The 20,232-nt window shown below is 59.7% G+C and carries 22 protein-coding genes and 1 pseudogene; 6 read left to right on the top strand and 17 right to left on the bottom strand.

Annotated features, from left to right (window positions below; genetic code table 11):
* Positions 1–193: pseudogene (locus Mhypo_RS13455) on the bottom strand (multicopper oxidase family protein); the annotation flags it as partial.
* A 109-nt stretch (positions 194–302) separates the two neighbouring features.
* Between Mhypo_RS13455 and Mhypo_RS13460 the strand changes: the two are divergent.
* A complete protein-coding gene (locus tag Mhypo_RS13460) occupies positions 303–770 on the top strand; it encodes a DUF411 domain-containing protein (RefSeq protein ID WP_119341808.1) in 468 nt (155 codons plus the stop codon).
* Here Mhypo_RS13460 and Mhypo_RS13465 read toward each other — a convergent pair.
* Genes Mhypo_RS13465 through Mhypo_RS13475 form a run of 3 tightly spaced genes read right to left on the bottom strand, consistent with a single transcriptional unit; the run spans position 767 to position 3,093 of the window.
* Entirely contained in the window at positions 767–1,864 is a 1,098-nt protein-coding gene (locus Mhypo_RS13465) for a sensor histidine kinase (protein WP_119341809.1), read from the bottom strand. The genes Mhypo_RS13460 and Mhypo_RS13465 overlap by 4 nt on opposite strands.
* Entirely contained in the window at positions 1,864–2,529 is a 666-nt protein-coding gene (locus Mhypo_RS13470) for a response regulator transcription factor (protein WP_119341810.1), read from the bottom strand. The genes Mhypo_RS13465 and Mhypo_RS13470 overlap by 1 nt, the downstream gene beginning before the upstream one ends.
* 24 nt (positions 2,530–2,553) lie before the next feature.
* Complete coding sequence (locus Mhypo_RS13475; protein ID WP_240637256.1) at positions 2,554–3,093, bottom strand: DUF3105 domain-containing protein; 540 nt, start codon at positions 3,091–3,093, stop codon at positions 2,554–2,556.
* Between the two features lie 240 nt (positions 3,094–3,333).
* Between Mhypo_RS13475 and Mhypo_RS13480 the strand changes: the two genes are divergently transcribed.
* Positions 3,334–4,320 (top strand): hypothetical protein, encoded by a 987-nt coding sequence (locus Mhypo_RS13480; RefSeq protein ID WP_119341812.1) that lies wholly within the window; start codon positions 3,334–3,336, stop codon positions 4,318–4,320.
* Positions 4,321–4,738: 418 nt separating this feature from the next.
* On the top strand, positions 4,739–5,443 hold the full coding sequence (locus tag Mhypo_RS13485) for a VIT1/CCC1 transporter family protein (RefSeq protein ID WP_119341813.1): 705 nt from the start codon (positions 4,739–4,741) through the stop codon (positions 5,441–5,443).
* A 22-nt stretch (positions 5,444–5,465) separates the two neighbouring features.
* Here Mhypo_RS13485 and Mhypo_RS13490 read toward each other — a convergent pair whose 3' ends face one another.
* Both Mhypo_RS13490 and Mhypo_RS13495 read right to left on the bottom strand, forming a co-directional pair.
* Positions 5,466–5,948, bottom strand: coding sequence for a DinB family protein (locus Mhypo_RS13490; protein WP_119341814.1), 483 nt, complete (start codon positions 5,946–5,948; stop codon positions 5,466–5,468).
* Positions 5,945–6,325 (bottom strand): winged helix-turn-helix transcriptional regulator, encoded by a 381-nt coding sequence (locus Mhypo_RS13495; protein ID WP_119341815.1) that lies wholly within the window; start codon positions 6,323–6,325, stop codon positions 5,945–5,947. The genes Mhypo_RS13490 and Mhypo_RS13495 overlap by 4 nt, the downstream gene beginning before the upstream one ends.
* 65 nt (positions 6,326–6,390) lie before the next feature.
* On the opposite strand from Mhypo_RS13495, the gene Mhypo_RS13500 reads away from it, so the two are divergent.
* Entirely contained in the window at positions 6,391–6,993 is a 603-nt protein-coding gene (locus Mhypo_RS13500; protein ID WP_276309756.1) for an NADPH-dependent F420 reductase, read from the top strand.
* Positions 6,994–7,497: 504 nt separating this feature from the next.
* On the opposite strand, the gene Mhypo_RS13505 is transcribed toward Mhypo_RS13500, so the two are convergent.
* The 7 genes from Mhypo_RS13505 to Mhypo_RS13535 all read right to left on the bottom strand — a co-directional run bounded on the left by Mhypo_RS13505 (position 7,498) and on the right by Mhypo_RS13535 (position 15,833).
* Positions 7,498–8,898 carry an alpha-amylase family protein gene (locus Mhypo_RS13505; protein ID WP_170148304.1) on the bottom strand — a complete coding sequence of 467 codons (1,401 nt, stop codon included), beginning with the start codon at positions 8,896–8,898 and terminating at the stop codon, positions 7,498–7,500.
* A 1,495-nt stretch (positions 8,899–10,393) separates the two neighbouring features.
* The gene (locus tag Mhypo_RS13510) at positions 10,394–11,011 is read right to left on the bottom strand and encodes a DsbA family oxidoreductase (protein WP_119341818.1); all 618 of its coding nucleotides are present in this window, start codon (positions 11,009–11,011) and stop codon (positions 10,394–10,396) included.
* A 2-nt stretch (positions 11,012–11,013) separates the two neighbouring features.
* Positions 11,014–11,979, bottom strand: a complete 966-nt coding sequence (argC, locus tag Mhypo_RS13515) for an N-acetyl-gamma-glutamyl-phosphate reductase (RefSeq protein WP_119341819.1) — start codon at positions 11,977–11,979, stop codon at positions 11,014–11,016.
* 248 nt (positions 11,980–12,227) lie between these two features.
* Entirely contained in the window at positions 12,228–13,169 is a 942-nt protein-coding gene (gene argF, locus Mhypo_RS13520; protein WP_119341820.1) for an ornithine carbamoyltransferase, read from the bottom strand.
* 83 nt (positions 13,170–13,252) lie between these two features.
* Positions 13,253–13,951: a purine-nucleoside phosphorylase gene (gene deoD, locus Mhypo_RS13525; protein ID WP_119341821.1), complete on the bottom strand. Its 699-nt coding sequence runs from the start codon at positions 13,949–13,951 to the stop codon at positions 13,253–13,255.
* Between the two features lie 93 nt (positions 13,952–14,044).
* Positions 14,045–15,127: a type IV pilus twitching motility protein PilT gene (locus tag Mhypo_RS13530; protein WP_170148305.1), complete on the bottom strand. Its 1,083-nt coding sequence runs from the start codon at positions 15,125–15,127 to the stop codon at positions 14,045–14,047.
* A 199-nt stretch (positions 15,128–15,326) separates the two neighbouring features.
* Entirely contained in the window at positions 15,327–15,833 is a 507-nt protein-coding gene (locus Mhypo_RS13535) for a MogA/MoaB family molybdenum cofactor biosynthesis protein (protein WP_119341823.1), read from the bottom strand.
* A 43-nt stretch (positions 15,834–15,876) separates the two neighbouring features.
* Here Mhypo_RS13535 and Mhypo_RS13540 point away from each other — a divergent pair, with 43 nt between their 5' ends.
* Entirely contained in the window at positions 15,877–16,455 is a 579-nt protein-coding gene (locus Mhypo_RS13540; RefSeq protein WP_170148306.1) for a GNAT family N-acetyltransferase, read from the top strand.
* Positions 16,456–16,644: 189 nt separating this feature from the next.
* Complete coding sequence (locus tag Mhypo_RS13545; RefSeq protein WP_119341825.1) at positions 16,645–17,802, top strand: amidohydrolase family protein; 1,158 nt, start codon at positions 16,645–16,647, stop codon at positions 17,800–17,802.
* Between the two features lie 202 nt (positions 17,803–18,004).
* On the opposite strand, the gene Mhypo_RS13550 is transcribed toward Mhypo_RS13545, so the two are convergent.
* From Mhypo_RS13550 to Mhypo_RS13565, 4 genes are all read right to left on the bottom strand, one after another.
* Positions 18,005–18,532 (bottom strand): DUF192 domain-containing protein, encoded by a 528-nt coding sequence (locus Mhypo_RS13550; protein WP_119341826.1) that lies wholly within the window; start codon positions 18,530–18,532, stop codon positions 18,005–18,007.
* Entirely contained in the window at positions 18,529–19,290 is a 762-nt protein-coding gene (locus tag Mhypo_RS13555) for a glutaminyl-peptide cyclotransferase (protein ID WP_119341827.1), read from the bottom strand. The genes Mhypo_RS13550 and Mhypo_RS13555 overlap by 4 nt, the downstream gene beginning before the upstream one ends.
* 44 nt (positions 19,291–19,334) lie before the next feature.
* Positions 19,335–19,961 (bottom strand): dTMP kinase, encoded by a 627-nt coding sequence (gene tmk / locus Mhypo_RS13560; RefSeq protein WP_119341828.1) that lies wholly within the window; start codon positions 19,959–19,961, stop codon positions 19,335–19,337.
* A 28-nt stretch (positions 19,962–19,989) separates the two neighbouring features.
* A partial coding sequence (locus tag Mhypo_RS13565; RefSeq protein WP_240637257.1) for a Nif3-like dinuclear metal center hexameric protein occupies positions 19,990–20,232 on the bottom strand: 243 nt, incomplete at its 5' end.

Consider the following 20,232-nt stretch of genomic DNA (forward strand, 5'->3'; position numbering starts at 1 on the left):
TGCCGCCCATAGTGAGATTGCTTTGTCGAGCAGCAATCTGCGCCTCGACCACGCCCTCGGCCCGGCGCACCTCGAGCGTGCGGGGCTGGGGAAAGGGGCTTTGGGCAAAGGCGGGGAGCCTCGAGAGGGTGTAGCTGCCCGCCAGGCCCAGGGCTCCGTACGCTCCGTACCTCAACAGTTCGCGTCGGTGCATAACGCCTCCTGGCTTTAGCCTGAGCCCGAGGTGTTAAGCCCGTGTAAAGAGGGGCTGGTTTACCAACGCTTAACACGCCTGCGGTAGCTTCTGATCCATGAGGAAGCTTATGATCCATCAACCCAACCGAAGACGAGCGCTGAAGCTGCTCGGCAGCCTCGCCCTGGGTCTGGCCAGCGGTGTCCTGGCGCAGCAGGGGCGGGCTCTGAAGGGGCTCGAGGCCACCCTCTACAAGTCACCTACCTGCGACTGTTGCGGGGAGTACGTGAAGTTCCTGCAGGCGCAGGGCGCCCTGGTGCAGGTGGTGTTGCAGGACGATCTCAGCCCCATCAAGCGCCGCTACGGGATTCCGCCCCATGCCCAGAGCTGCCACACCCTGCGCCTCGCAGGCTACACCGTTGAGGGGCACGTCCCGCTCGAAGCCTTGCAAAAGCTCTTGCGTGAGCGGCCTAGGATCGACGGGATCGCCCTGCCAGGCATGCCCCTAGGAACGCCGGGGATGCCCGGCCCCAAGACCCAGCCCTACCGGGTGTTGGCTCTGGTCAAGGGGCGGCTCGAGCCCTTTATAACGCTCTAAGGGGCCTCAGGGTGAGGGGGCTGGGGCAGCGTAAACCAGAAGGTGCTGCCGCGCCCGGCTTCGCTCCTCAGGCCCATCGTTCCCCCCATAGCCTCGACCAGGCCCTTGGCGATGGTCAGGCCTACCCCGCTTCCGCCGTCCTGCCGGCTGCGGGCTGAATCCACCCGGTAGAAGCGCTCAAAGACCCGCGCCTGGTGCTCAGGGGGTATGCCCGGGCCGGTGTCGCGCACGCTGAAGCACACCCCGCTCGGTGCCGGCTCGGCCTTGAGCACCACCTCCCCGCCGGACGGGGTGTGGCGCAGGGCGTTGGCGAGCAGGTTGGAGAGCACCTGTTGCAGGCGCTCGAGGTCGGCCCATACCGGGGGCAGTCGTGGGGGCACGTCCAGGCGCAAGGCCACTCCCTGCTCGGCAAAGACCAGCTCGAAGCGCTCCGCGGCCTGCCTGAGGGCCTCGGCGGGATCGAGAGGCTGGGGGCGGATCTCTACCGCACCAGCTTCCACCTTCGAGACCAGCGAGAGATCCTCGACCAGGCGGCGCATGGCCCGCACCTCGTGGCTAATGCGCCCGGCGGCCTGCTCGGGCGGTAGTACCCCGTCGGCCAGGGCCTCGGCGTAGCCCTGCAGCCCGGCCAGGGGGGTGCGCAGCTCGTGTGCCACCGAGCCGATGAGTTCGATGCGGCTGTGTTCGACTTTCTCCAGTGCCTCGGCCATGCAGTTAAAATCCTGGGCCAGCCAGGCCAGCTCGTCGCGCCCCTGAACCTTCAGGCGGTTGCGGTAATGCCCCTGGGCGATCTCCCGGCTGCCGCGGGCCAGCAGCCGCACGCTCCGGCTAACCTGCCTCGAGACCACCCAGGCCGTGCCCGCCGCCAGCAACCCGGCCAGCGGCAGCGAGGCCAGCCAGGCGGCGGTGAGGGTCGAGCGCAGGCCCTGCTCGAGGTCGGCGTGGAGGTCGGGGCCTTGTGGCCCGATGGCTGCCGCCATTTGCTCGATGTGCTTTTGGTAAAAGCGCGGGGCCAGCCACTCCGCGAAGCCCAGCAGCGCCACCACCGCCACCAAGGCCGCCAGCAGGTGGGTCAGGAATAGCCGTGTGAACATCACTCCTCCCCGAAGCGGTAGCCCACCCCGCGCACCGTCTCGATGTAGCGGGGGTTGTCGCCGTCCTCGCCCAGCTTTTTGCGCAGCCCGGCGATATGCACATCCACTACCCGATCCACCCCGGGGAAGTCGGTACCCCAGACCCGCTCCAGGAGGCGCTCGCGGCTCCACACCAACCCGGGGTGCTGGGCTAGGGTCAGGAGTAGGTCGAACTCGAGCTTCGAGAGCGCCAGGGGTTCTCCGGCCAGGTAGGCTTCACGCTCGCGGGGTCGGATCACCAGCTCGCCGAAGGCCAGTTCGGCCTTCAGCCCGCTGCGGCGCAGCAAAGCCCGCACTCGAGCTACCACCTCGCGCGGGCTGAAGGGCTTGACCACGTAGTCGTCGGCACCCAGGTCAAGCCCTCGGATGCGCTCTTCCTCTTCCCCCTTGGCGGTAAGCATCAAAACGGGCAGCTCGGGGTAGTCGCGCCGGAGTTCGCGGGCCACCTCCCAGCCCGAGAGCCGGGGTAGCATCAGGTCGAGCACCACCAGGCTGGCCTGGGGGATCTTCGCCAGTGCTTCTAGCCCGTCTAGGGCCTCTACCACCTCGTAGCCTTCCTGGCGTAGGTAAACACCTAATACCTCGCGGATCACCGGGTCATCATCGACCAGCAGCACACGAGCCACCCCAGCACCTCCAGGTTATCCTTCCTAGCGAACTGGGTTCTCCGGCCCCCGTCCCCGGTAGGCATCTATAAAAGCCGCCGCCAACGCGGCATCCCAAGTCTCCAAGCGCAACAGCCTGTTCCAGGCAGTGAGCTCGAGGGCCTGACCCAGCCCTTGTCTGGGTACCACCACCAGCCCATCCCACTGGCCGGTAAATAGGCGCTGCCAGCTGCGAACCTGGTTCAAGGCCTCGGTAGGGGGTTGGTCGTAGTAGATCACCACATTACCGTGCTCCAATGCATGCACCAGCTTTTCCTTGGGTTCAGGACGTTCGTAAAAACCAGGGTTTGTCCAGTTGGGCCAGTGCACCCCGGAGGTAGGAGGGTCGGTGGCATACTGCACTGGTGAGCCTATATTGATATGGCCCCGCCCGGCATCGGTATGTGTGACCACTCGAGCCTGTAAACCCGGCTTGCCCTGGTCAACCAGCGCGTCAAAACCAGCTGCCGACTGTTGCCCCTGCCACCAAAAAAACCCCCCAAGCAACACCCCCAAGACACCCACCCCTCCCCAGAACCAGGGCATGGGCGAGGGCTTGGGTTGAGCACCGTACCTGGATGCAGTTTTCTTTTTCTTTTTAGGTTGGGTCGCCATCGGATCACCTTGGTTGATTAGCTTAGGGGTACTTTAGAATCTCGAGTACCCCATCATCCCACATTTTCCTCAAGCAGCCCCCCATGTAGCCTTTCCTTCAGCTTCAGTTAAGCATTCACCCCGCATCCCCTTCAGCTTGACGGAGCATTCTCTGAAGCAGGAGGTAAAACTATGAACCCTATCCTGCGCAACTTGGCCGGACTCGCCCTGGTGAGCGTGCTTGCCGCCTGCGGAACCCAGCCCCAAACCCAGGACTCCCTGACCCAGGCCGATGCCCAGGCCCTCTCCGAAGCAGCCCAGGGCGACCTGCAACTCACCGGCGCATTGTTGGGGGATGCCAGCACCGGCGCCTTGAGCACCCAGAGTGGGGTGGATAGCCTGGATTCCCATGCCCAGAACTGGGGCCTACCCCGTCGTATTAACCTGATTTTGCGCGCGGTAGGGGTGCTATACCTGCCGCCATCCGGTAGTGGGAACTGTACCCTGAGCACCACCCCTTCCCCACCGGCCGATGCCGACGATGACGGCGTACCGGCCGATGCCACCACTACCTACGATTGCAGCTACACCAGCCCCAGCGGAACCAGCTACAGCCTGAATGGCTCCATCCGCCTCCAGGACACCAACGATAACCAGCCCTACAGCGGCTACAGCGTCACCTTCAACAGCTTCCGGTCGCGGGTGAGTAGCAGCAACCTTTCGGTAGAACGCACCCTGAATGGCAGCTACTCGATGGATAAGCAAGATGCCACCCTGTTCAAGATCAGCAAGAACTACACCCACAACGTAACCAAGACGGCCTTAAACAACACCTACACCGGTTCGCTGGTCTTCAATGTTAGCAAGACCTACGCTCCCGACAACGACGGCGATAGCAACCCCTGGAATGCCGGCACCATCACCGTGGACAAGGCCAACCCCGGCAGCGCTACTTGGAGCAGAAACAGCATTACCCGCAACCTGATCTGGTACACCGACCCTACTCTGCACTGGAATCGTTCGGCTTGTCAGAATCCTTTGGGTCGGCTGATGAATTTCGACAGTGGGGCCAAGGAGTATGTCTATACCAATCCGGCAAGCGAAAAATCAACCCTGCGCATCGAGTTCAGCGCTTGTGGCCAGTTCACCGTAACCCTCAACGGCCAGACTGTGCAGTAAAACGCCTTGGCTGCAACCACCCCAGCTCTCCTGGGGTGGTTCTTTTCGTCCGGATACTGCTTAGAGCGCTCTTCACAAAGATCGGGCCTCCCAGGGTTATACCGGATTCAAAAAGACAGTTTAAAAAACCAAAAACACCAGAGGCTGTCTTTTTGAATCCTAGAGCACACCCCTCCCTGACGGTCGGCGAAAAAAGCCTCACCCTTCCAAGGGGCGGTATCGCCCTCCGCTACGCGGATAACTTCGGTCGGGTTAGTTCGTCACCAAAAGGTGACGAACTAACCGAATCTGGTATTAGAAGTCCTTTGTCCCAGACAGAACAGTTGCCGCCCGGATGGGCGGCAACGTCTGTGAAGGGCGCGATAAGAAGGTCTTTTTCCCGCCCCTGGAGTGATACCCTTGAGGCAGGAGGTGCTTTATGTATGCCCGAACCCATATCGAACAACACTTCACCGGCTCCGAGACCATCCGGGATGTGGTGATCGGCATGTCCGACGGGCTCACGGTGCCGTTTGCGCTGGCGGCCGGGCTATCGGGCGCAGTGGATAATAGTTTTGTGGTCTTGATTGCCGGCATCGCCGAGGTAGCCGCGGGCTCCATTGCCATGGGGTTGGGCGGTTTTCTGGCAGCCCGCAGTGAGTCAGACCACTACAAAGCCGAGCTCGAGCGCGAGTGGCGCGAAGTGCGAGAGCTGCCCGAGCGCGAAACCGAGGAAGTGCGAGCAGTGTTCAGAAGATACGGGCTGGAAGGTGAGCCCCTGGAACAAGCCACCCGGGCCGTCACGGCCAAACCCCAGGCCTGGGTGGATTTCATGATGAAAGAGGAACTGGGCCTGGAAAAACCCAATCCCAAAAGGGCCTTGAGCAGTGCGCTCACCATAGGCGGCGCGTACATTGTGGGGGGAGCCATTCCGCTGGTGCCATATGCGCTGCGGCTTCCAATGTCCTCTGCGCTCTTGTGGAGCGTGGCAGTAACCCTGGCGGCGCTGGCGGTGTTTGGGGCGGTCAAGGCTCGCTTTACCGGCATCAGTATGTTCAAAGGTGCCTGGCAGACGGCCCTGGTTGGTGGCCTGGCAGCAGGGGTAGCGTTTGCCATAGCGCGGCTGGTGAGCGGGCTCGAGTAGATACAAAAGCCACGGTTCACCCTTAAGAACGCCAGGTGCCCATCACCCGCCGCAGCACGATCAGCTCGCCGGTATGGTAGGCGTTGTGGGCGGCAACAATGTGAATTTCGCGCAGAATGTTGTGCCGATGCTGGCCGCTGTTGGGCAGCGGTGCAAACAGGTCCACAGCCAAATTCTGCACGATTTCAACCAGCTCTTGCCGGTCGGCCATGAACTGCCGGACACTCGCATTCCAGCCTGCAATGTCGGTTGTGGCCTGGGCATGGGGCCAGTAGTCGTCGGGAAAGTGGGGCCAGCGGTATTGATCGGAAGCGATGTAGTCCAGAATGTCCTTCTGGGCCAGGCGCAGGTGCTCAACCAGGTGCCAGAAGGTGTAGGGGCATCCGGGAGGCCGGGTGTTGATGTGCTCCTCGGGAAAATCTGCTACCGCGTCCTCGAAGTCGGCGTGGGCTTGCCGGAGGGTGAGCAGGTTTACCAGTTGGCTGCGGAGTTCGGGGTTGCTCATGTGGGGTTTCCTTTCTCGAGGTCGTATAGCTCCCGGGCTCGAGCCACCTGCTCCAAATTGCCCTGCGCCCAACCACACAGCTCCGAGAGTACACGCCGAAGGCTCTTGCCAAGATCGGTGAGTTCATATTCCACTTGAGGCGGCACTACCTCGTACACCATGCGGCTCACCAGGCCGTTGCGCTCCAATTCGCGCAGAGTCTGGGTCAGCATCTTTTGCGAGATGCCCCGCACGGTACGCTGGAGTTGCCCGTAGCGCAGGGTTCCCTCGCGGCTGAGGGCATAGAGCACCAGGATGCTCCACTTATCGGCAATCAGGGCGATCACCTGACGGGAGGGACAGCGGTCGTTGAGTACATCAACGGTATTGGCAACCATTAGGCCGGTTATACCACACGCACCAAAAAGTATGTACTTGATTATCGGTTTGTAGCAAGGATAAGCTGCACGGTATGAACGTGGGCATTTTGGGCTCAGGCAAAGTAGGGGGAGCTATTGGCAAGGGTCTTGCAAGACGGGGCCATACCGTGGTGTTTGCCAGCCGTGACCCTCTGGGAAGCAAGCAAGAACTGTTGAGCCAAGTGCCTGCTGCAAGGGTACAGACCCTTCAGGAGACGGTAGATGCCAGCGATCTGCTGGTTGTGGCCATTCCCTGGAATGCACTGCCCGATGTCCTGAGCGGCCTAAGAGGTTTGGAGGGCAAAATTCTCCTTGATGCGACCAACCGCTTCGGCAATTTCGAGAAAAGTGCCGCCGAAGACCTGGCTGCGCTGATTCCTGGCGCAAAGGTAGTCAAAGCTTTCAACACCCTGGGCTACGAGCACATGGATGGGCCACAGTTCATTGAAAAACCCAGCATGCTGGTAGCAGGAGATGACCTCCAGGCCAAGCGAATTGTGATGCAACTTAGCGAGGAACTGGGCTTTGAAGCGATAGACGCGGGGCCACTCTCGAGCGCAGCGGCCCTGGAGTTGCTGGCCCGCACGTGGGTGGGCCTGACCCGCACACTCGGGCGCAATTTCGCCTTTCGCGTCCTGAGAAAATAGGGTATTCCCGGAAAGAACTCTGCTATCACTTACACCAGATCCGGCTGACCGGCCAAGGTGATCCGCGTAGCGGAGGACGATACCGCCCCTGGATAAGGGAGACGCTTTTTTTGCCAACCGATAGGGAGGGGTGTGCTCATGGATGCAAAAAGACAACCTCTGGGGTTTTTGGTTTTTTTAAGCTGTCCTTTTGCATCCGGTATACCGCGCCCTTCACAAACATGACCGCCCACGAAAACAAGAGTGCGTCCGGGCTCAGACGCATGTCCTCGAGTTTCCAGGCGGCCAAGGTTCTGTCCTGGACAAAGCTTTCTCAAACTGAAAGGCTTTAAATATGTGAAGGGCGCTCTAAGTGGTCGCGAACTTCCTACAGACCTTCTCATGCCGGGCCATCTGGCCCAGGATTACATTTTCTGTTCGCAGACTCTGTTGGATTCACAAACACGCGCAAACCCCTCGAGATCGCCTTGGTCATGGCGCTGACCGATGGTATCTACTTTGAGACTACTTGAGCAAAATCCTTCCGTCCAGTGGTGGAATCGTTATTCTGGTCACGGTAGCCCCATTATTCACGCCAGGATCCTGGGTGCCTTGAAGGGCTTTGAAGGTACCGCCTAAGTCTACGGTGATGGTTTGGGTTTTGCTCGAGTTGAGCAAGGCGATGCCGTTGTCAAAATCTCGTCGCCACACCGGCGAGCCGGAGGCAATGGGTGCTCCGGCCGTCCTTGGATAACCCAAATTGATGTCATATTCATCGAAGTAGGTATAGTATTTCCAGCCCCCGTGCAGGAAGCTACCCCCAGACATTAGCGCAGCAGCCAATCCAAAGCGCATAGCCTGCAGGGTCTGGTAAGCTTTATCAGGATTAGGTGAATCGTCGGCAACAATTTTATTGGGCACCAGCGTAAAGCAGCCGGTATCCCGACACCAGGCCCGGTAGCGCTGCACGAACTCTTCAAAGCTGAGCCAATACTCGCCCTGGCTGAGGGCCTCGAGGTCGTTTTCATATTCCATGCCATCTATGCTCTCGAGGTAGGAATAAGCCTTACCCTGGCGGTCGTGCAAGGGGCCGGTGTTTCCGTTGAGATGAAAGCGGTCCGGGTAACCAGCAACGGAATTGGCCGTCAATATAGCATTGGGCATAACCGCGCGCAGCTTTTGCAGAAACTCAATGCGGCCCATCTCAAAGGCCCGGTCGCGTTCTTGCACGGGATCCGCCCGCCCATCGAGGTCGAGATCGAGCAGGTCTTTATCCGGCATGTAGGGCCCGTATACATAGCTGAAGCCGCGCCAGGTGCTATCCATGAAAGCCCCATCAAACAGCAGCAAATCTTCACGCCAGACCCGGTAGTGCAGCTGCACCAGCAAGTCTACGGTGGCCGGATTCGTCAGGTTGAAGACCGCATTATCACCAAAGGCATAGGCGATTTTACCGCTGGCGGTTCGCACGAAGACCTTACGGTAGAGTTGGGGATCGCTGGGATCATTATCGGCAGCTTCGAGGGCGGCACACATGCTCTGGGTACAACCGTAGGTGCTGAAGTACTGGGTGAGCAGCTTGAGGTGGGGATTGCGCTTACGGGCCTCGGTCAGCACCCTGGTGTCGAAAGGCACCCTGCCCTCACCCGGATGGATATTCAGAATAAACACACTGAGTTTCAAGAGCTTTTCGACCGTCAGTTCACTCCAGTTGCCCCATCTGGGCCACCATAACGTAAATAGTCGCGGATAGGGAGGGTTGTAGGGCTGTAACACCCGGTAGTTTACCTGACGGGTTAGCGCATAAGGCTGGGTCGGATTACTTCGAGGAGCCGCCTTCACGAAAAAGCGGTAGGGTTGGTCGGGTTGTAGCGCCACCGTGAAGCGATGGGTAAGGCCATCGCTGTAGCTGGCGGAAAGGCTCATTTCAGCAAAGGGTTTATCGCTGGTATCGGCGCGAACCAGCGCGGGTTCCTGGGTAGTGACACTAAAGGTGATGGAGTTGGTGCCTGCAGGTAGCAAGCGACTGAAGGGGGTTATAGGGGAAAGCCTGGGATCGGCAGGCTCGGTCAGGGGCTCGGGGGCTATTGGAGGCGCTTCAGGGTTTGGGGCTTTGCATGCAGTTATACCAAGCATAAACCCAGCAGCCAGCAATCCCATCGTGCTGATTCGAATAAAACGCGGCAAACGCTGCGACTGGGTGAAAACAAGATAGCTCGTAACTTTTGCTCGTGTATACATGATATTTATTATCTAATTCTTCCTGGATATTGCCTTTAGGGCTTAGAGCCTGGTTAATATCTTTTGAAGATATTCTAATTCCTGCTGCTCTGCTGCCTGGTCTTCTAGCCTCACCCGGGCTACCCGCTTAGCCTGGCCCCACAGTTCGTCGCCCTCAAATTCCCTCCGCGCCAAAACGGCAGTATCGGGCCAGGCAGCCCTAGCCCCGTCCATCAAACCCACAGTCCACCAGGATCAGGTAGCCCCCGCACCAACCATGAGCACGAACCCTGCGTTTGAGCATTGATACACAGAAGAAGCCGCTAATCGAGACCACTCTCAGGATCATCTGGCTTCGTGTCTCCACGGCATAGCTCTATTCGCCACGCTCCGAGAGGGTCGACCCGGCCGGGTTTGAAAGTGGGCGCTGGTTTGGATGAAGCGAAATCCCGTGAGGTCTATGTTGCGCCACATCCGGAAGATGCGCGAGACAACAACGCGGAGAGTGTTGGGGTGCTGCTCGAGGCGCAGTGGCCCAATCTCCTGGTGAGTACGGATGTCACAAAGCTATCGTGGAGATACTTAATACCACGACCTCCGCCACCACCCCAGGCTCAGCGGTAACCGCCGGTTCATCTCATAAGAAATCCGCTTGGTTTGTTCTTATTTTTGTGGCCCCGCCCTAAGCACTGCCAGTCCAGGTAGTTGCAGTGGATAAACCTTTGCTCGCACTCAGCAGAACGCTTCGGGTAGGGTCATATCGGGAACAGGCGGGACTTGCGCCTTCACTCGGTTCAGGTTATGAGGATGGTCTGGCCGGAATACAACAGGCGGGTTTCTTATCATTCAGGTAATACCAGATTCGGTTGATTCGTTACCGAATGGTAACGAATCAACAGGGCCGAAGTTATCCGCGTAGCGGAGGACGATACCGCCCCTGGATAAGGGAGACGCTTTCTTCGCCGACCGTTCGGGAGGGGTGTGCTCCAGGATTCAAAAAGACAACCTATGGGGTTTTTGATTTTGTAAACTGTCTTTTTGAATCCGGTATAACGCGCAACGCGCACGAAAGCGCTGGCACATCCGGCTCCGGCAGACCTTACAACAGAGCATTTTGAATCCGAAATTAGCGCAAAAAAAAGTGCCCAGCTCGGTTTTTGCTACTAATTCCTGCAGTAAAATATTGAGCAGACCGCGAAAGCTATTTGCGGGGCCGCTTGATGGTCTCGATGTGGGCCCCGTTGTGCAGCACAGCGGTAAAAAGCTCCCACAGGGGTACGGCCAGCTCGGGCTCGGTGGTGAGTTCGCTAAAGCGAAAATAAGCTGCGTCGCCCGAAGGCAGCACAAATGTGGGCGTGCCGAATACCCCCAGTTCCCCGGCCTGCTCCAGGTCGCGGGCGAGCTCGAGCCGCCGGTTTTCCTCGTCTTCCAGGTCGGCCATGAAGCGCTCCAGGTCCAGGCCGGCCCGGGCTACGGCCTCCACAAAGGTTTGGTCGTCGCCCAGTGGCCGCCGGTCCTGGTGGCGCAGCCGAAACAGCTCGAGGGCAAAGCGCAGGTGGGCCGCCTTCCCCTGTTGACGGGCCGCATGCGAGGCCAGAAAGGCCCGCAGGGATTTGGGCCCCTCCAGGGGCTGCTCGGCCAGCTTCCAGACCGGGGCGCTCTGCAGCAGACCCTGGTTTTCCGGGTGGTTGCCCTGCTCCAGGCTGTAGTGCCGCAGCTCCAGCTCCAGGCCCAGTTGGGGGGCCACCACATGAATCAGCTCAAGGCCCCGCCAGGCGAAGGGGCACAGGTAGTCGAGGTACAGCGTAACGGTCTGCATCGTCAATCTCCAAAATACTCGTAGGTGTAGGGGCCCTCCAGGCCCAGCATCAGGTCGAGGTTCTGCACCGCGGCCCCCGAAGCGCCCTTGCCCAGGTTGTCGAAGCGGGCTACCAGGAGGGCCTGCTCACGCGCGGGGTTCTCGAAGACGAAGAGCTCGAGCATATTGGTACCGTTGAGGGCCTGGGGGTCCAGTACCGGGTGGTGGGCCCCGTAGGTCTCCAAAGGCATCACCCGCACAAAGCGCTGACCGCGGTAGCGCTCAACCAGGGCCTCATGCAGCTCGGCCCCGCTGACTTTTTGGGGCAGGGCCCAAAGGTGGATGGGGATAAAGTCCAGCATGCCCTGCCGGAAGCGCCCCACTGCCGGTGTGAAGATGGGGGGATGCTCGAGGCGCGAGTAGAGGGTCATCTCGGGGATGTGTTTGTGGGTGAGCTCGAGGCCATAAGCCCGGTAGTCGCCAGCCAGGCGGTGCTCGCCCCGGCCCTCCATGGCCTCTATCAGTTGCCTCCCCCCACCAGAGTAGCCCGAGACGGCGTTCACCGAAGCCGCCAAACCTGCGGGCAAAAGACCGGCGTCCACCAGGGGCCGCAATAGGGCAATCACGCCGGTGGGATAGCAGCCGGGGTTGGAAACCAGGCGAGCCCGGCGAATATGTTCGGGTTGCGCAGGGGTTAGCTCCGGAAACCCATACACCCAGCCCTCGGTCACCCGGTGGGCCGAGCTTGCGTCCAAAATGCGGGTCTCGGGGTTTTCCAGCATCCCCACCGCGGCTTTGGCCAGGTCGTCGTGCAGGCAGAGGATGGCCACATCCACCGCATTCAACAAGCGCTTGCGCTCGTCTTCATCCTTGCGCTTAGCAGGGTCAATGGAAACCAGTTCGATATCGCTGCGGTGCTGCAAGCGCGCCCGAATCTGGAGGCCGGTGGTGCCCGCTTCGCCATCAATAAACACGGTGGGTTTTTTCATGTTCTTCCCCGCTAAAAGTCAGCTATCAGCTATGTGGAATGTTCAACTTGATGTATGCCTCAGGTTCCAGGTCAACCGTCAACCCCGCCCTTACCGAAGGGCCAACCGACTTTCGAAGGCAGGGGGGCTCATCGGGGTTTACACCCAGTTCCAGGAGCATGGTTCTCAGGCGAAAAACCACCGTCAGGGGCGATCCTTTGCGCGGCTAACCGACCTGCTTGCGAACGGGTTCAAAGAGCCCCACGTGCCTAGCTTAGCAGATGATAGAGCAGCGCTTTCTGCGCGTGCAGGCGGTTTTCGGCCTGGTCGAAGACGCGCGATTTCTTGTGCAGGGTAGCCTCCTCCACCACCTCCTCGCCGTAGTGAGCGGGCAGGCAGTGCAAGAAGATACCGTCGGGGTCAATCAGGTCGAGCATGGCCGGGTTCACCTGAAAACCGGCGAAGTCTTTGATTTTACGCTTCTGGCTGGCCTCGGCCTCCTGGCCCATCGAGACCCAGACGTCGGTATAGAGCACCTGGGCGCCCTCGGCAGCGGCGCGGGGATCATGGGTAAGGGTAATATCGGCCCCCAGCTTCAAAGCCTCCATGTAGATGACCGCGTTGGGCTCGTAGCCGCGCGGGGTGGCGATGGTGAGCTTTGCGCCCGACAGCACCGCACACTGGATATGGGCGTTGGCCATGTTGTTGCCATCGCCAATATAGGCTATTTTGAGCCCCCGGGTATCCGGGAAGGTTTCCTCGATGGTCTGGTAGTCAGCCAGCAGTTGCACGGGGTGCAGCAGGTCGGAAAGGCCGTTTATGACCGGCTTGGAAGCGTAATGGGCTAGCTCCTCGAGGGTGGAGTGCAGGTAGACCCGGGCCATGATGCCCTCCACCCAGCGCTCCAGGTTCAGGGCAATGTCACGCACCGGCTCGCGGGTACCCAGGCCAATTTCGGCGTTGGTCAGGTTGACCGCGTGGCCCCCCAGCTGGTTCATGGCCACCTCGAAGGTGGTGCGGGTGCGCAGGCTGGGCTTTTCGAAGATCATGGCTAAGGTCTGGCCCTCGAGGGGCCGCAACCCCTTGAACGCCCCTCGCTTCATGGCATGGGCCGTATCGAGCACCGCACGATATTCAGCCGGCGAAAGGTCGAGATTAGAGAGAAAATCGCGACCTTTCAGGCTGTGAACTGGCTTTATTGCTTCAACCACAGGCTGCCTCCGGGAATGCCTGATGCGCATAAAAACGCAGGCATGGGGTTTGATTATACAGGTTGGGAATATTCTGGCAAAAATCAGATGGTCTCGAGGGCCACCTCGACCATCTGATTGAAGGTCTCCTGTCTTTCTTGTGGCGTTGTTTTCTCACGGGTAATCAGATGGTCGCTGATGGTCAGGATACACAAAGCTTGCACCGCAAACTTGGCCGCCAGGGTGTAAAGCCCTGCGGCCTCCATTTCCACCGCTAGCACCCCAAACTGCGCCCAGATTTTGTAGGCGTCGGGCTGGTCGTGATAGAAGGTGTCGGTCGAAAGCACATTGCCCACCCGCACCGGCATCCCCCTGGCTTTTGCATGGTCATGGGCTCGCCGCATGAGCTCAAAGTCGGCAATGGGGGCATAGTTCTGACCGGCAAAGCGCAGGTTGTTGATGGAGGAATCGGTGCTGGCTGCCTGGGCTATAACCAGATCCCGAAGTCTGAGGTGCTCCGTAATGGCCCCCGCCGTGCCTACCCGAATGAGGGTCTTGCAACCATAAAACTGAATGAGCTCGTGGATGTAGATGCTGGCCGAGGGGATGCCCATTCCGGTGCCCTGTACGCTAACCCGTTTTCCCTTGTAGGTTCCGGTATAGCCAAACATATTGCGTACCTGGTTATAGAGCACTGGATTTTCCAGAAAGTTCTCGGCAATGTACTTGGCCCGCAAGGGGTCTCCCGGCAGCAGGATGGCTTCGGCAATGGCACCGGACGGAGCGGAGATGTGTGGCGTCATGTCTGTACTTTATCGTCTAGAGCAGATACCGTACATGGCTGCGGTTCGCTGGTTCGGGACCAAAGGTGGGCAAAGCCCCCCGTATTTCCGAAATTATTCGTCGGCCCAGTCCCCAAAGCCCTGATTATCGGACTGGCGCAGGATGGCGAGTTCGAACTGGGTGGGGTTCTGAGCATACAGGCGGGCCGTCTGGTAGTCCACCCGGCCCTTGTTGTACAGGGAGAGCAGGTTTTCGTCGAAGCTCTGATAGCCTTCCAGGCCCTGTTCGCGCAAAACCTCGCGCAGGCGGTCGGTCTGGCTGGGCTGCTTGAGGGCCTCGCGGATCCGGGGGGTCATGGTGATGACCTCGGTCACGGGCACCCGCTCGCCATCGGTGGTGGGTACCAGGCGTTGGTGGATGATGCCCAGGAGGCTTTCGGCCAGCAGCACCCGGTTGATGTTGCGTTCTCCCTGGCTGAAGAGCTCGAGCATCCGGTTCAGCACGCTGCTGCTGTCGCTGGAAACAAAGGTCGAGAGCACCAGGTGGCCGGTATAGACCGCATTGAGCACCGCCGAGGCAGTGGCCGGGTCGCGGATCTCGCCTATCACAATCACATCGGCATTCTGGCGCATGGCAGCCAGCAGGGCTTTTTCGTAGGAAACTGCATCGGAACCAATTTCGCGCTGGATGACCGCCGAGCGCTTGGGGCGGTGCAGGTATTCGATGGGGTCTTCGACGGTAACGATGACGCGGGTATGGTGGGTATTAATCTCGTCTACCAGACGGGCCAGGGTAGTGGATTTGCCGGCACCTATGGGCCCCGTGACCAGCACCAGGCCCCGGCGCTGGTCGCGGAAGAACTCGAGGTACTCTGCATCCAGGCTCACCTTGCTGAGGTCTTTGTCCTCGCTGCTCAGGGTATGCATCACCGCACTGATGGAACCCCGCTGGTAAAAGAGGTTCACCCGTAGCCGGGTCAGACCCGGCAGGCTATAAGCCACATCCACCTGGCGAAAGGTTCGCAGGCGGGCTTGTTGTTGGGGTGTGCACAGCTTCTCGACCAGGCTGGTGGTGAACTCCGGGGTGATGGCGCTCTGGCTCACGGTCTTGAGTTCGCCCCCGATCCGGGCCAGCACCGGCATTCCGGCGTGCAGGTGGATATCCGAAGCGCCTTTGTGTACAAGCAGGGTGAGCATTTCTTCAAAATGCATAGGCAATCAAGGGGAAGCCTATCACTTTTGGCGCAGTCCTGACGCTGTTTTCAAACCGTAGAGCGTTACGAATCTCCCTACCCTCCTTTAGGCAGCTATACCGATCGGTCTTTTAGAGCCTGCTAAGGAGCGATAGGACCTTAAAAAAACCCCCTTGCGGGGAGTGGGTGGTTTTTTGAAAAGTTCAGTCGAAGGAGAGGGTATTGGCCAGCTGTGCCACCGGACGACCGGTGATGCGCTGGACAGCTTCAGGAATCAGGGGCAGGATGATCTCGAGGGAATCCTTGCACCCCTGGGGGCCACCCGGCAGGTTAACGATCAGGGTTTTGCCCCGCACACCGGCTACCCCTCTGGAAAGGGCGGCCAGGGGGTTTTTCTTGTAGGCTTCCATACGAATCAGCTCGGCAATGCCCGGGGCTTCTTTTTCCAGCATGTCGCGGGTGGCCTCAGGCGCGTGGTCGCGGTTGCTCAGGCGGATGCTGCCGTTGGTCAGGATCAGATCCAGTCCGTCGCGGTCTGTCCACAAGCGCAACATGCGCTTGATCTGGGCGGGCTCGTCGGGGATAATCTCATAGTTGGTAATTTCGTAGGGGCCAAAGGCCAGGGTTTCGCGCAGCACCGCGTAGGTGCGGTCTTCGACCTCGCCACGGGCTTCGCGGTCGGATATGGTGAGGATGCCGACTCGAATCATTTGCTACCCAGTTTAGACCACAAAGATGATAGTTTTGGGTTATATGTGGCACGAGAGCGTTATACTGGAGGGCCGTTTTATTAAACTTGAGCCCCTGAGCCTGGAGCACGCCCCCGCCCTGCTCGAGCACTTCGACGCGGAGATGGTGCAGTACATGAGCAATGCCCCCCGGGAAGCCACCCTGGAGGCCATGCAAAACTACGTCCGGTCGCTGCTTTCGGCCAAAGACCGGGTCAATTGGGCCATCTTCGACAAGGCCAGCGGCCAGATGGCGGGGCGTACCGGCTATGTGCGGGTCAACCCTGAGTACCGCTCGCTGGAAACCACCACCTGGATTTTCACCCCTTTTCAAGGGGGTTATACCAATATCGAAAGCAAATATCTGCTCCTTTGCCATGCCTTCGAGAAACTCAAGGTCATCCGGGTACAGTTTCGGGCCGATGCCCGCAACAGCCGCAGTTGCAAAGCCATCGAAAAGCTGGGGGCCACCTTCGAGGGTATCCTGCGCAAAGACCAGATTTATCCCAACGGCGTCATCCGCAACACGGCGGTTTACTCCATCATTGACGACGAGTGGCCTCAGGTCAAAAAGGGGCTCGAGGCCAGGCTTTACCGACTATAGGCGAAGGGTCAGCCATCTGGAATGACCCCCTGCTTTATGGCTGGCTCCGTCTGCGGGGATGGATTCCCCTTCTAACCCAGATTGCCCGGTTTCAACGGTATACGATAAAATGCAAGCAAGCGTCGGCCGTTTGAGCAGTGCGGGTCTTTGATAGTAAACCTGCCTGACGTCTGCAATTGGGGGGAGCGCATGCACCTAACCAGCATTCCCATTTACGATCACCACGCGTATTCGTTGTTCAAAGAGGAACGCTGGCGGGCCGAACCGCTCGAGCACTACTTCACCCAGAACCCAAGCCCCGAGATGCTCCCCTTTGTGCGGGACAGCCTTTTTTTTCGCCGCAGCCTGCGCGACCTGGCCGAGTTTTTTGGCTGCGAACCCAGCCTGGAGGCCCTCGAGGAGACTCGTCGGCGGCACAACTACCCCGAACTGGCCCGCTGGCTCTTTGCCGAGGCCAACATCTCGCACCTGCTCATTGAGGACGGCCAGAGCAGTGAAGACCTGTGGCGTGCGGAGACCTATGCCCCACACCTGGCCTTGGGGGTAGGGCGGATTGTGCAGCTCGAGGCCGAGCTGGAGAAACTGCTGGACCATCACGACAGCGCGAGCCGACTTCTACAGGCCTTTGAAGCCCACCTGCGCGGGCTGGCTCCCTCGGTGGCCGCCTTCAAGAGCGTGGTGGCCTATCGCAGCGGCCTGGATGTCGGGCGGCACAATCTGGTCGAACTCGAGCGGGCCTACAGCGAATTGCGCCGCAGCCTGACCTCCAGTCAAACCCCGCGCATCACCAGCAAGCCCCTGCTGGATTCCATGCTGTGGATGGCCCTCAAGGTAGCCAGCGAAACAGGCAAGGTAGTACAGTTTCACACGGGCTATGGCGATCCCACCCTGGATATGCGCCTGGCCAATCCCCTCGGGCTGCGCACGGTGCTGGAGGCCCCTGAACTGCATGGGCAAAAAATCGTCCTGCTACACAGCTATCCCTACGTGCGGGAGGCAGGCTATCTGGCCAGCAGCTACCCTGGCGTTTACCTGGACCTGGGGCTCACCATCCCCGCCGGAAGCGTACATGCCATGCGCACCGCCCTGCATGAGGCTACCCACCTGGCTCCCATCAGAAAGGTGCTCTTCTCCACCAGCGCCCGTCACAGCCCCGAAATGTTCTGGATTGCAGCTCGTTGGGGACGGCGCATTGTGGCGCAGGTACTGGAGCAAGCCGTCTACAACGGCGACCTCACCAACGAGGAAGCCGAATGGGCCGCCCAGCGCATCCTCTCCCTCAATGCGGCCGAGCTCTACGGCACCTTTGCCAGCCATCCTACCGAGCCAATGGTGTCCCTGTGTTAGATAAAAGCGGTCCTGGTAAGCTGCGCTACCCCGAGTTTGTTCGAGCGGCTCCTACGAATAGTCGGTACAGGGGGTTTTGCTGTGTCGGATACCATTCGCCTCACCGTAGGAGTAGCCGCCTGGAAACTGGAAAACATGCGTCTGGGCGCAGACGCATTCTCGTTTTCGCGGGCGGCCACGTCTGTGAAGACCGCCTTAACAACTACTGGCTACTCTCAGGCAGTCTGACCCTGACCAGCGCGCCAGGTTCCACCTGGTTCTGGACAAACCAGCCCCGAGGCACCTCGAGCACTTGCCGGTAGACCACCCCTGGATCGTAGCTACGGCAGCCTTTGCCCTGGGGGGGTGTCGGGCAGGGCTCCACATCCAGAATGGTCAGGATTTTCCCCTGGCTGTCCAGAAAAGCCACCGACGCTGCGGTTTTGAGGCCCAGGCCCGTCCAGCCATCGTCGCGAGCCTGTGGAAAGCGATACAGAATGCCCTGGTTCGCTTTCAGGTTTTGCCGGGGAAAGGCCTCGAGTTGCCGGGGGTTGCTGACTTTGTAGACCGGCAGTTCCAGGGTACCTCTGGCGCTCGAGATGGTGACCACGGTTCGGGGTACAAGTGGCATGCGTTGTTGCGCTGGGCGGTTGAGGATCTGGCCTGCCAAAAAATAGCCTGTGGTAGACAGGGCTACCGCCAGGGCAATCAGCCCCAGGCCGTAGCCACGAATACGTCCGAAGCGGTTCATGGATTGGGTACAACTTCAATCTCGAACAAGAAGGGCCAGAGTTTCCCGGTCACGAAAACGCGGCGGTTCTGGCTGTCGTAGGCGATGCCGTTGAGCACGGCGTCGGGGTCGGGGTTGCGGGCCAGGGCCAGCAAGGCGAGGCCAGTCAGGTCGAGCCAGGCTTCCACGTTGCCGCTCTGGGGGTTAATGATGGCAATGCGGTTGGTCTGCCAGACATTGGCCCAGATGCGCCCCTGGATGTACTCGAGCTCGTTGAGCCGCGTCACCGGCTGCCCCCCTGCCCGTACCGTAAGGGTACGCTCGGGCCGCAGGGTACGCGGGTTGAGAAAGAAGAGCTGTGCGGAGCCATCCGACATGATGAGCCGAGCCCCGTCGTGGGTCAGGCCCCAGCCTTCGGTCTGGTAGGTAAAGCGCCCCACCGGAATAAAGTTCAGGTCGTAGATGAAACCCTCCTGGTTCTGCCAGGTGAGTTGGTAAAAGCGGTTCTGAAACAAGGTAATACCTTCCCCGAAATATTTCTGGGCCAGTGAACGGCTTTGTAGCACCCGCCCGGTCTTGAGCTCCACCTTACGGATGCTGGACTGGCCGTAAAGGCCGGTGCCTTCATATAAAAAGCCGTTGTGGTAGATGAGCCCCTGGGTAAAGGCGGTGGGGTCGTGGGGGTAGGTATTCACCACCCTGAAGCCCCACACCGGCACCTGGGGCTGGGCCAGGGCCATACCCAGCAGAAGCCAGAGGAATAAAAAAGCGCGAAGCACGCCTTTACCTTACCGCAAGGCCCCAAAGATGAATGAGATCAGGGTCAAGCCATTCCTCTTTCCTCCAGGTAGCGGCGCAATTTTGCTTGAACTTCGTTAGCATATGGCTTCTCTACATCCAAAACAACGAACCGATCGCTTTCTTGCCGGGCAAGCTCCAGGAAGCCATCTAAAACCTTTTGATGAAATGCCAGTTCCTCGGCTTCAAACCGATCCGGTTCGTTAGACACCCGCCGATGTTTTGCCCGCCAAAGCCCAAGCCGGGGCGAAATCTTAAAGAGGAACGTAAGGTTTGGCTTTAGTTCTCCTAAGAAACCACTAGAAACAGCTCTGAGCCAGTCCAAAGAAAGCCCCCGGCCATACCCTTGATAAGCCAGCGAAGAGTCTAGCCAGCGGTCACAAAGCACCACCGCCCCCCGGGCAAGGGCTGGACGTATGACCGTTACGGCGTGCTCGGCGCGGTCAGCGCTATACAGCAAGAATTCCGTCTCTGGCTGCATGGGTCTCGTAAGAATCAACTTGCGCAGCTCAGTGCCCAACTCGGTGCCGCCCGGTTCTCGAGTTAGCACAACCTCACGGCCTTTTCGCCTGTACCAGTCAGCCAAAAGCTGCGCTTGGGTAGACTTTCCGGCACCCTCGGGGCCTTCAAAAGTAAGGAAGAGGCCCTTCACCAACCCTCCCCAATAAGAGTACCCATCTTCATAACCCCGTCGGGTGGGCCAAAAACACCCAGGGCAGGCCAAACTCCTCTTCCAGCCGGGCGGCCAGGGCCTTGACCCCGAAGGTCTCGCTATCGTAGTGGCCGGCAAAAATCACGTTGAGGCCCAGTTCGAAGGGCTCGTGGTAGTGGGCGTGCGAAGGCTCGCCGGTGATGTAGAGGTCACAGCCAAGGGCATTGGCCAGGCCCACATCGCCCGCCCCACCCCCGGAGACAACCCCCAC

The organism is Meiothermus hypogaeus (assembly GCF_003574035.1).
GTDB lineage: Bacteria > Deinococcota > Deinococci > Deinococcales > Thermaceae > Meiothermus > Meiothermus hypogaeus.

Coding starts and splice junctions, on each gene's coding strand:
- Mhypo_RS13465 (WP_119341809.1), bottom strand. CDS start 1,864: ATGTTCACACGGCTATTCCTGACCCACCTGCTGGCGGCCTTGGTGGCG.
- argC (WP_119341819.1), bottom strand. CDS start 11,979: ATGAAAAAACCCACCGTGTTTATTGATGGCGAAGCGGGCACCACCGGC.
- Mhypo_RS13530 (WP_170148305.1), bottom strand. CDS start 15,127: ATGCTCACCCTGCTTGTACACAAAGGCGCTTCGGATATCCACCTGCAC.
- Mhypo_RS13505 (WP_170148304.1), bottom strand. CDS start 8,898: ATGAGCCTTTCCGCCAGCTACAGCGATGGCCTTACCCATCGCTTCACG.
- Mhypo_RS13485 (WP_119341813.1), top strand. CDS start 4,739: ATGTATGCCCGAACCCATATCGAACAACACTTCACCGGCTCCGAGACC.
- Mhypo_RS13540 (WP_170148306.1), top strand. CDS start 15,877: ATGTGGCACGAGAGCGTTATACTGGAGGGCCGTTTTATTAAACTTGAG.
- Mhypo_RS13535 (WP_119341823.1), bottom strand. CDS start 15,833: ATGATTCGAGTCGGCATCCTCACCATATCCGACCGCGAAGCCCGTGGC.
- Mhypo_RS13510 (WP_119341818.1), bottom strand. CDS start 11,011: ATGCAGACCGTTACGCTGTACCTCGACTACCTGTGCCCCTTCGCCTGG.
- Mhypo_RS13475 (WP_240637256.1), bottom strand. CDS start 3,093: ATGCCCTGGTTCTGGGGAGGGGTGGGTGTCTTGGGGGTGTTGCTTGGG.
- Mhypo_RS13490 (WP_119341814.1), bottom strand. CDS start 5,948: ATGAGCAACCCCGAACTCCGCAGCCAACTGGTAAACCTGCTCACCCTC.
- Mhypo_RS13480 (WP_119341812.1), top strand. CDS start 3,334: ATGAACCCTATCCTGCGCAACTTGGCCGGACTCGCCCTGGTGAGCGTG.
- Mhypo_RS13545 (WP_119341825.1), top strand. CDS start 16,645: ATGCACCTAACCAGCATTCCCATTTACGATCACCACGCGTATTCGTTG.
- Mhypo_RS13550 (WP_119341826.1), bottom strand. CDS start 18,532: ATGAACCGCTTCGGACGTATTCGTGGCTACGGCCTGGGGCTGATTGCC.
- deoD (WP_119341821.1), bottom strand. CDS start 13,951: ATGACGCCACACATCTCCGCTCCGTCCGGTGCCATTGCCGAAGCCATC.
- Mhypo_RS13495 (WP_119341815.1), bottom strand. CDS start 6,325: ATGGTTGCCAATACCGTTGATGTACTCAACGACCGCTGTCCCTCCCGT.
- Mhypo_RS13460 (WP_119341808.1), top strand. CDS start 303: ATGATCCATCAACCCAACCGAAGACGAGCGCTGAAGCTGCTCGGCAGC.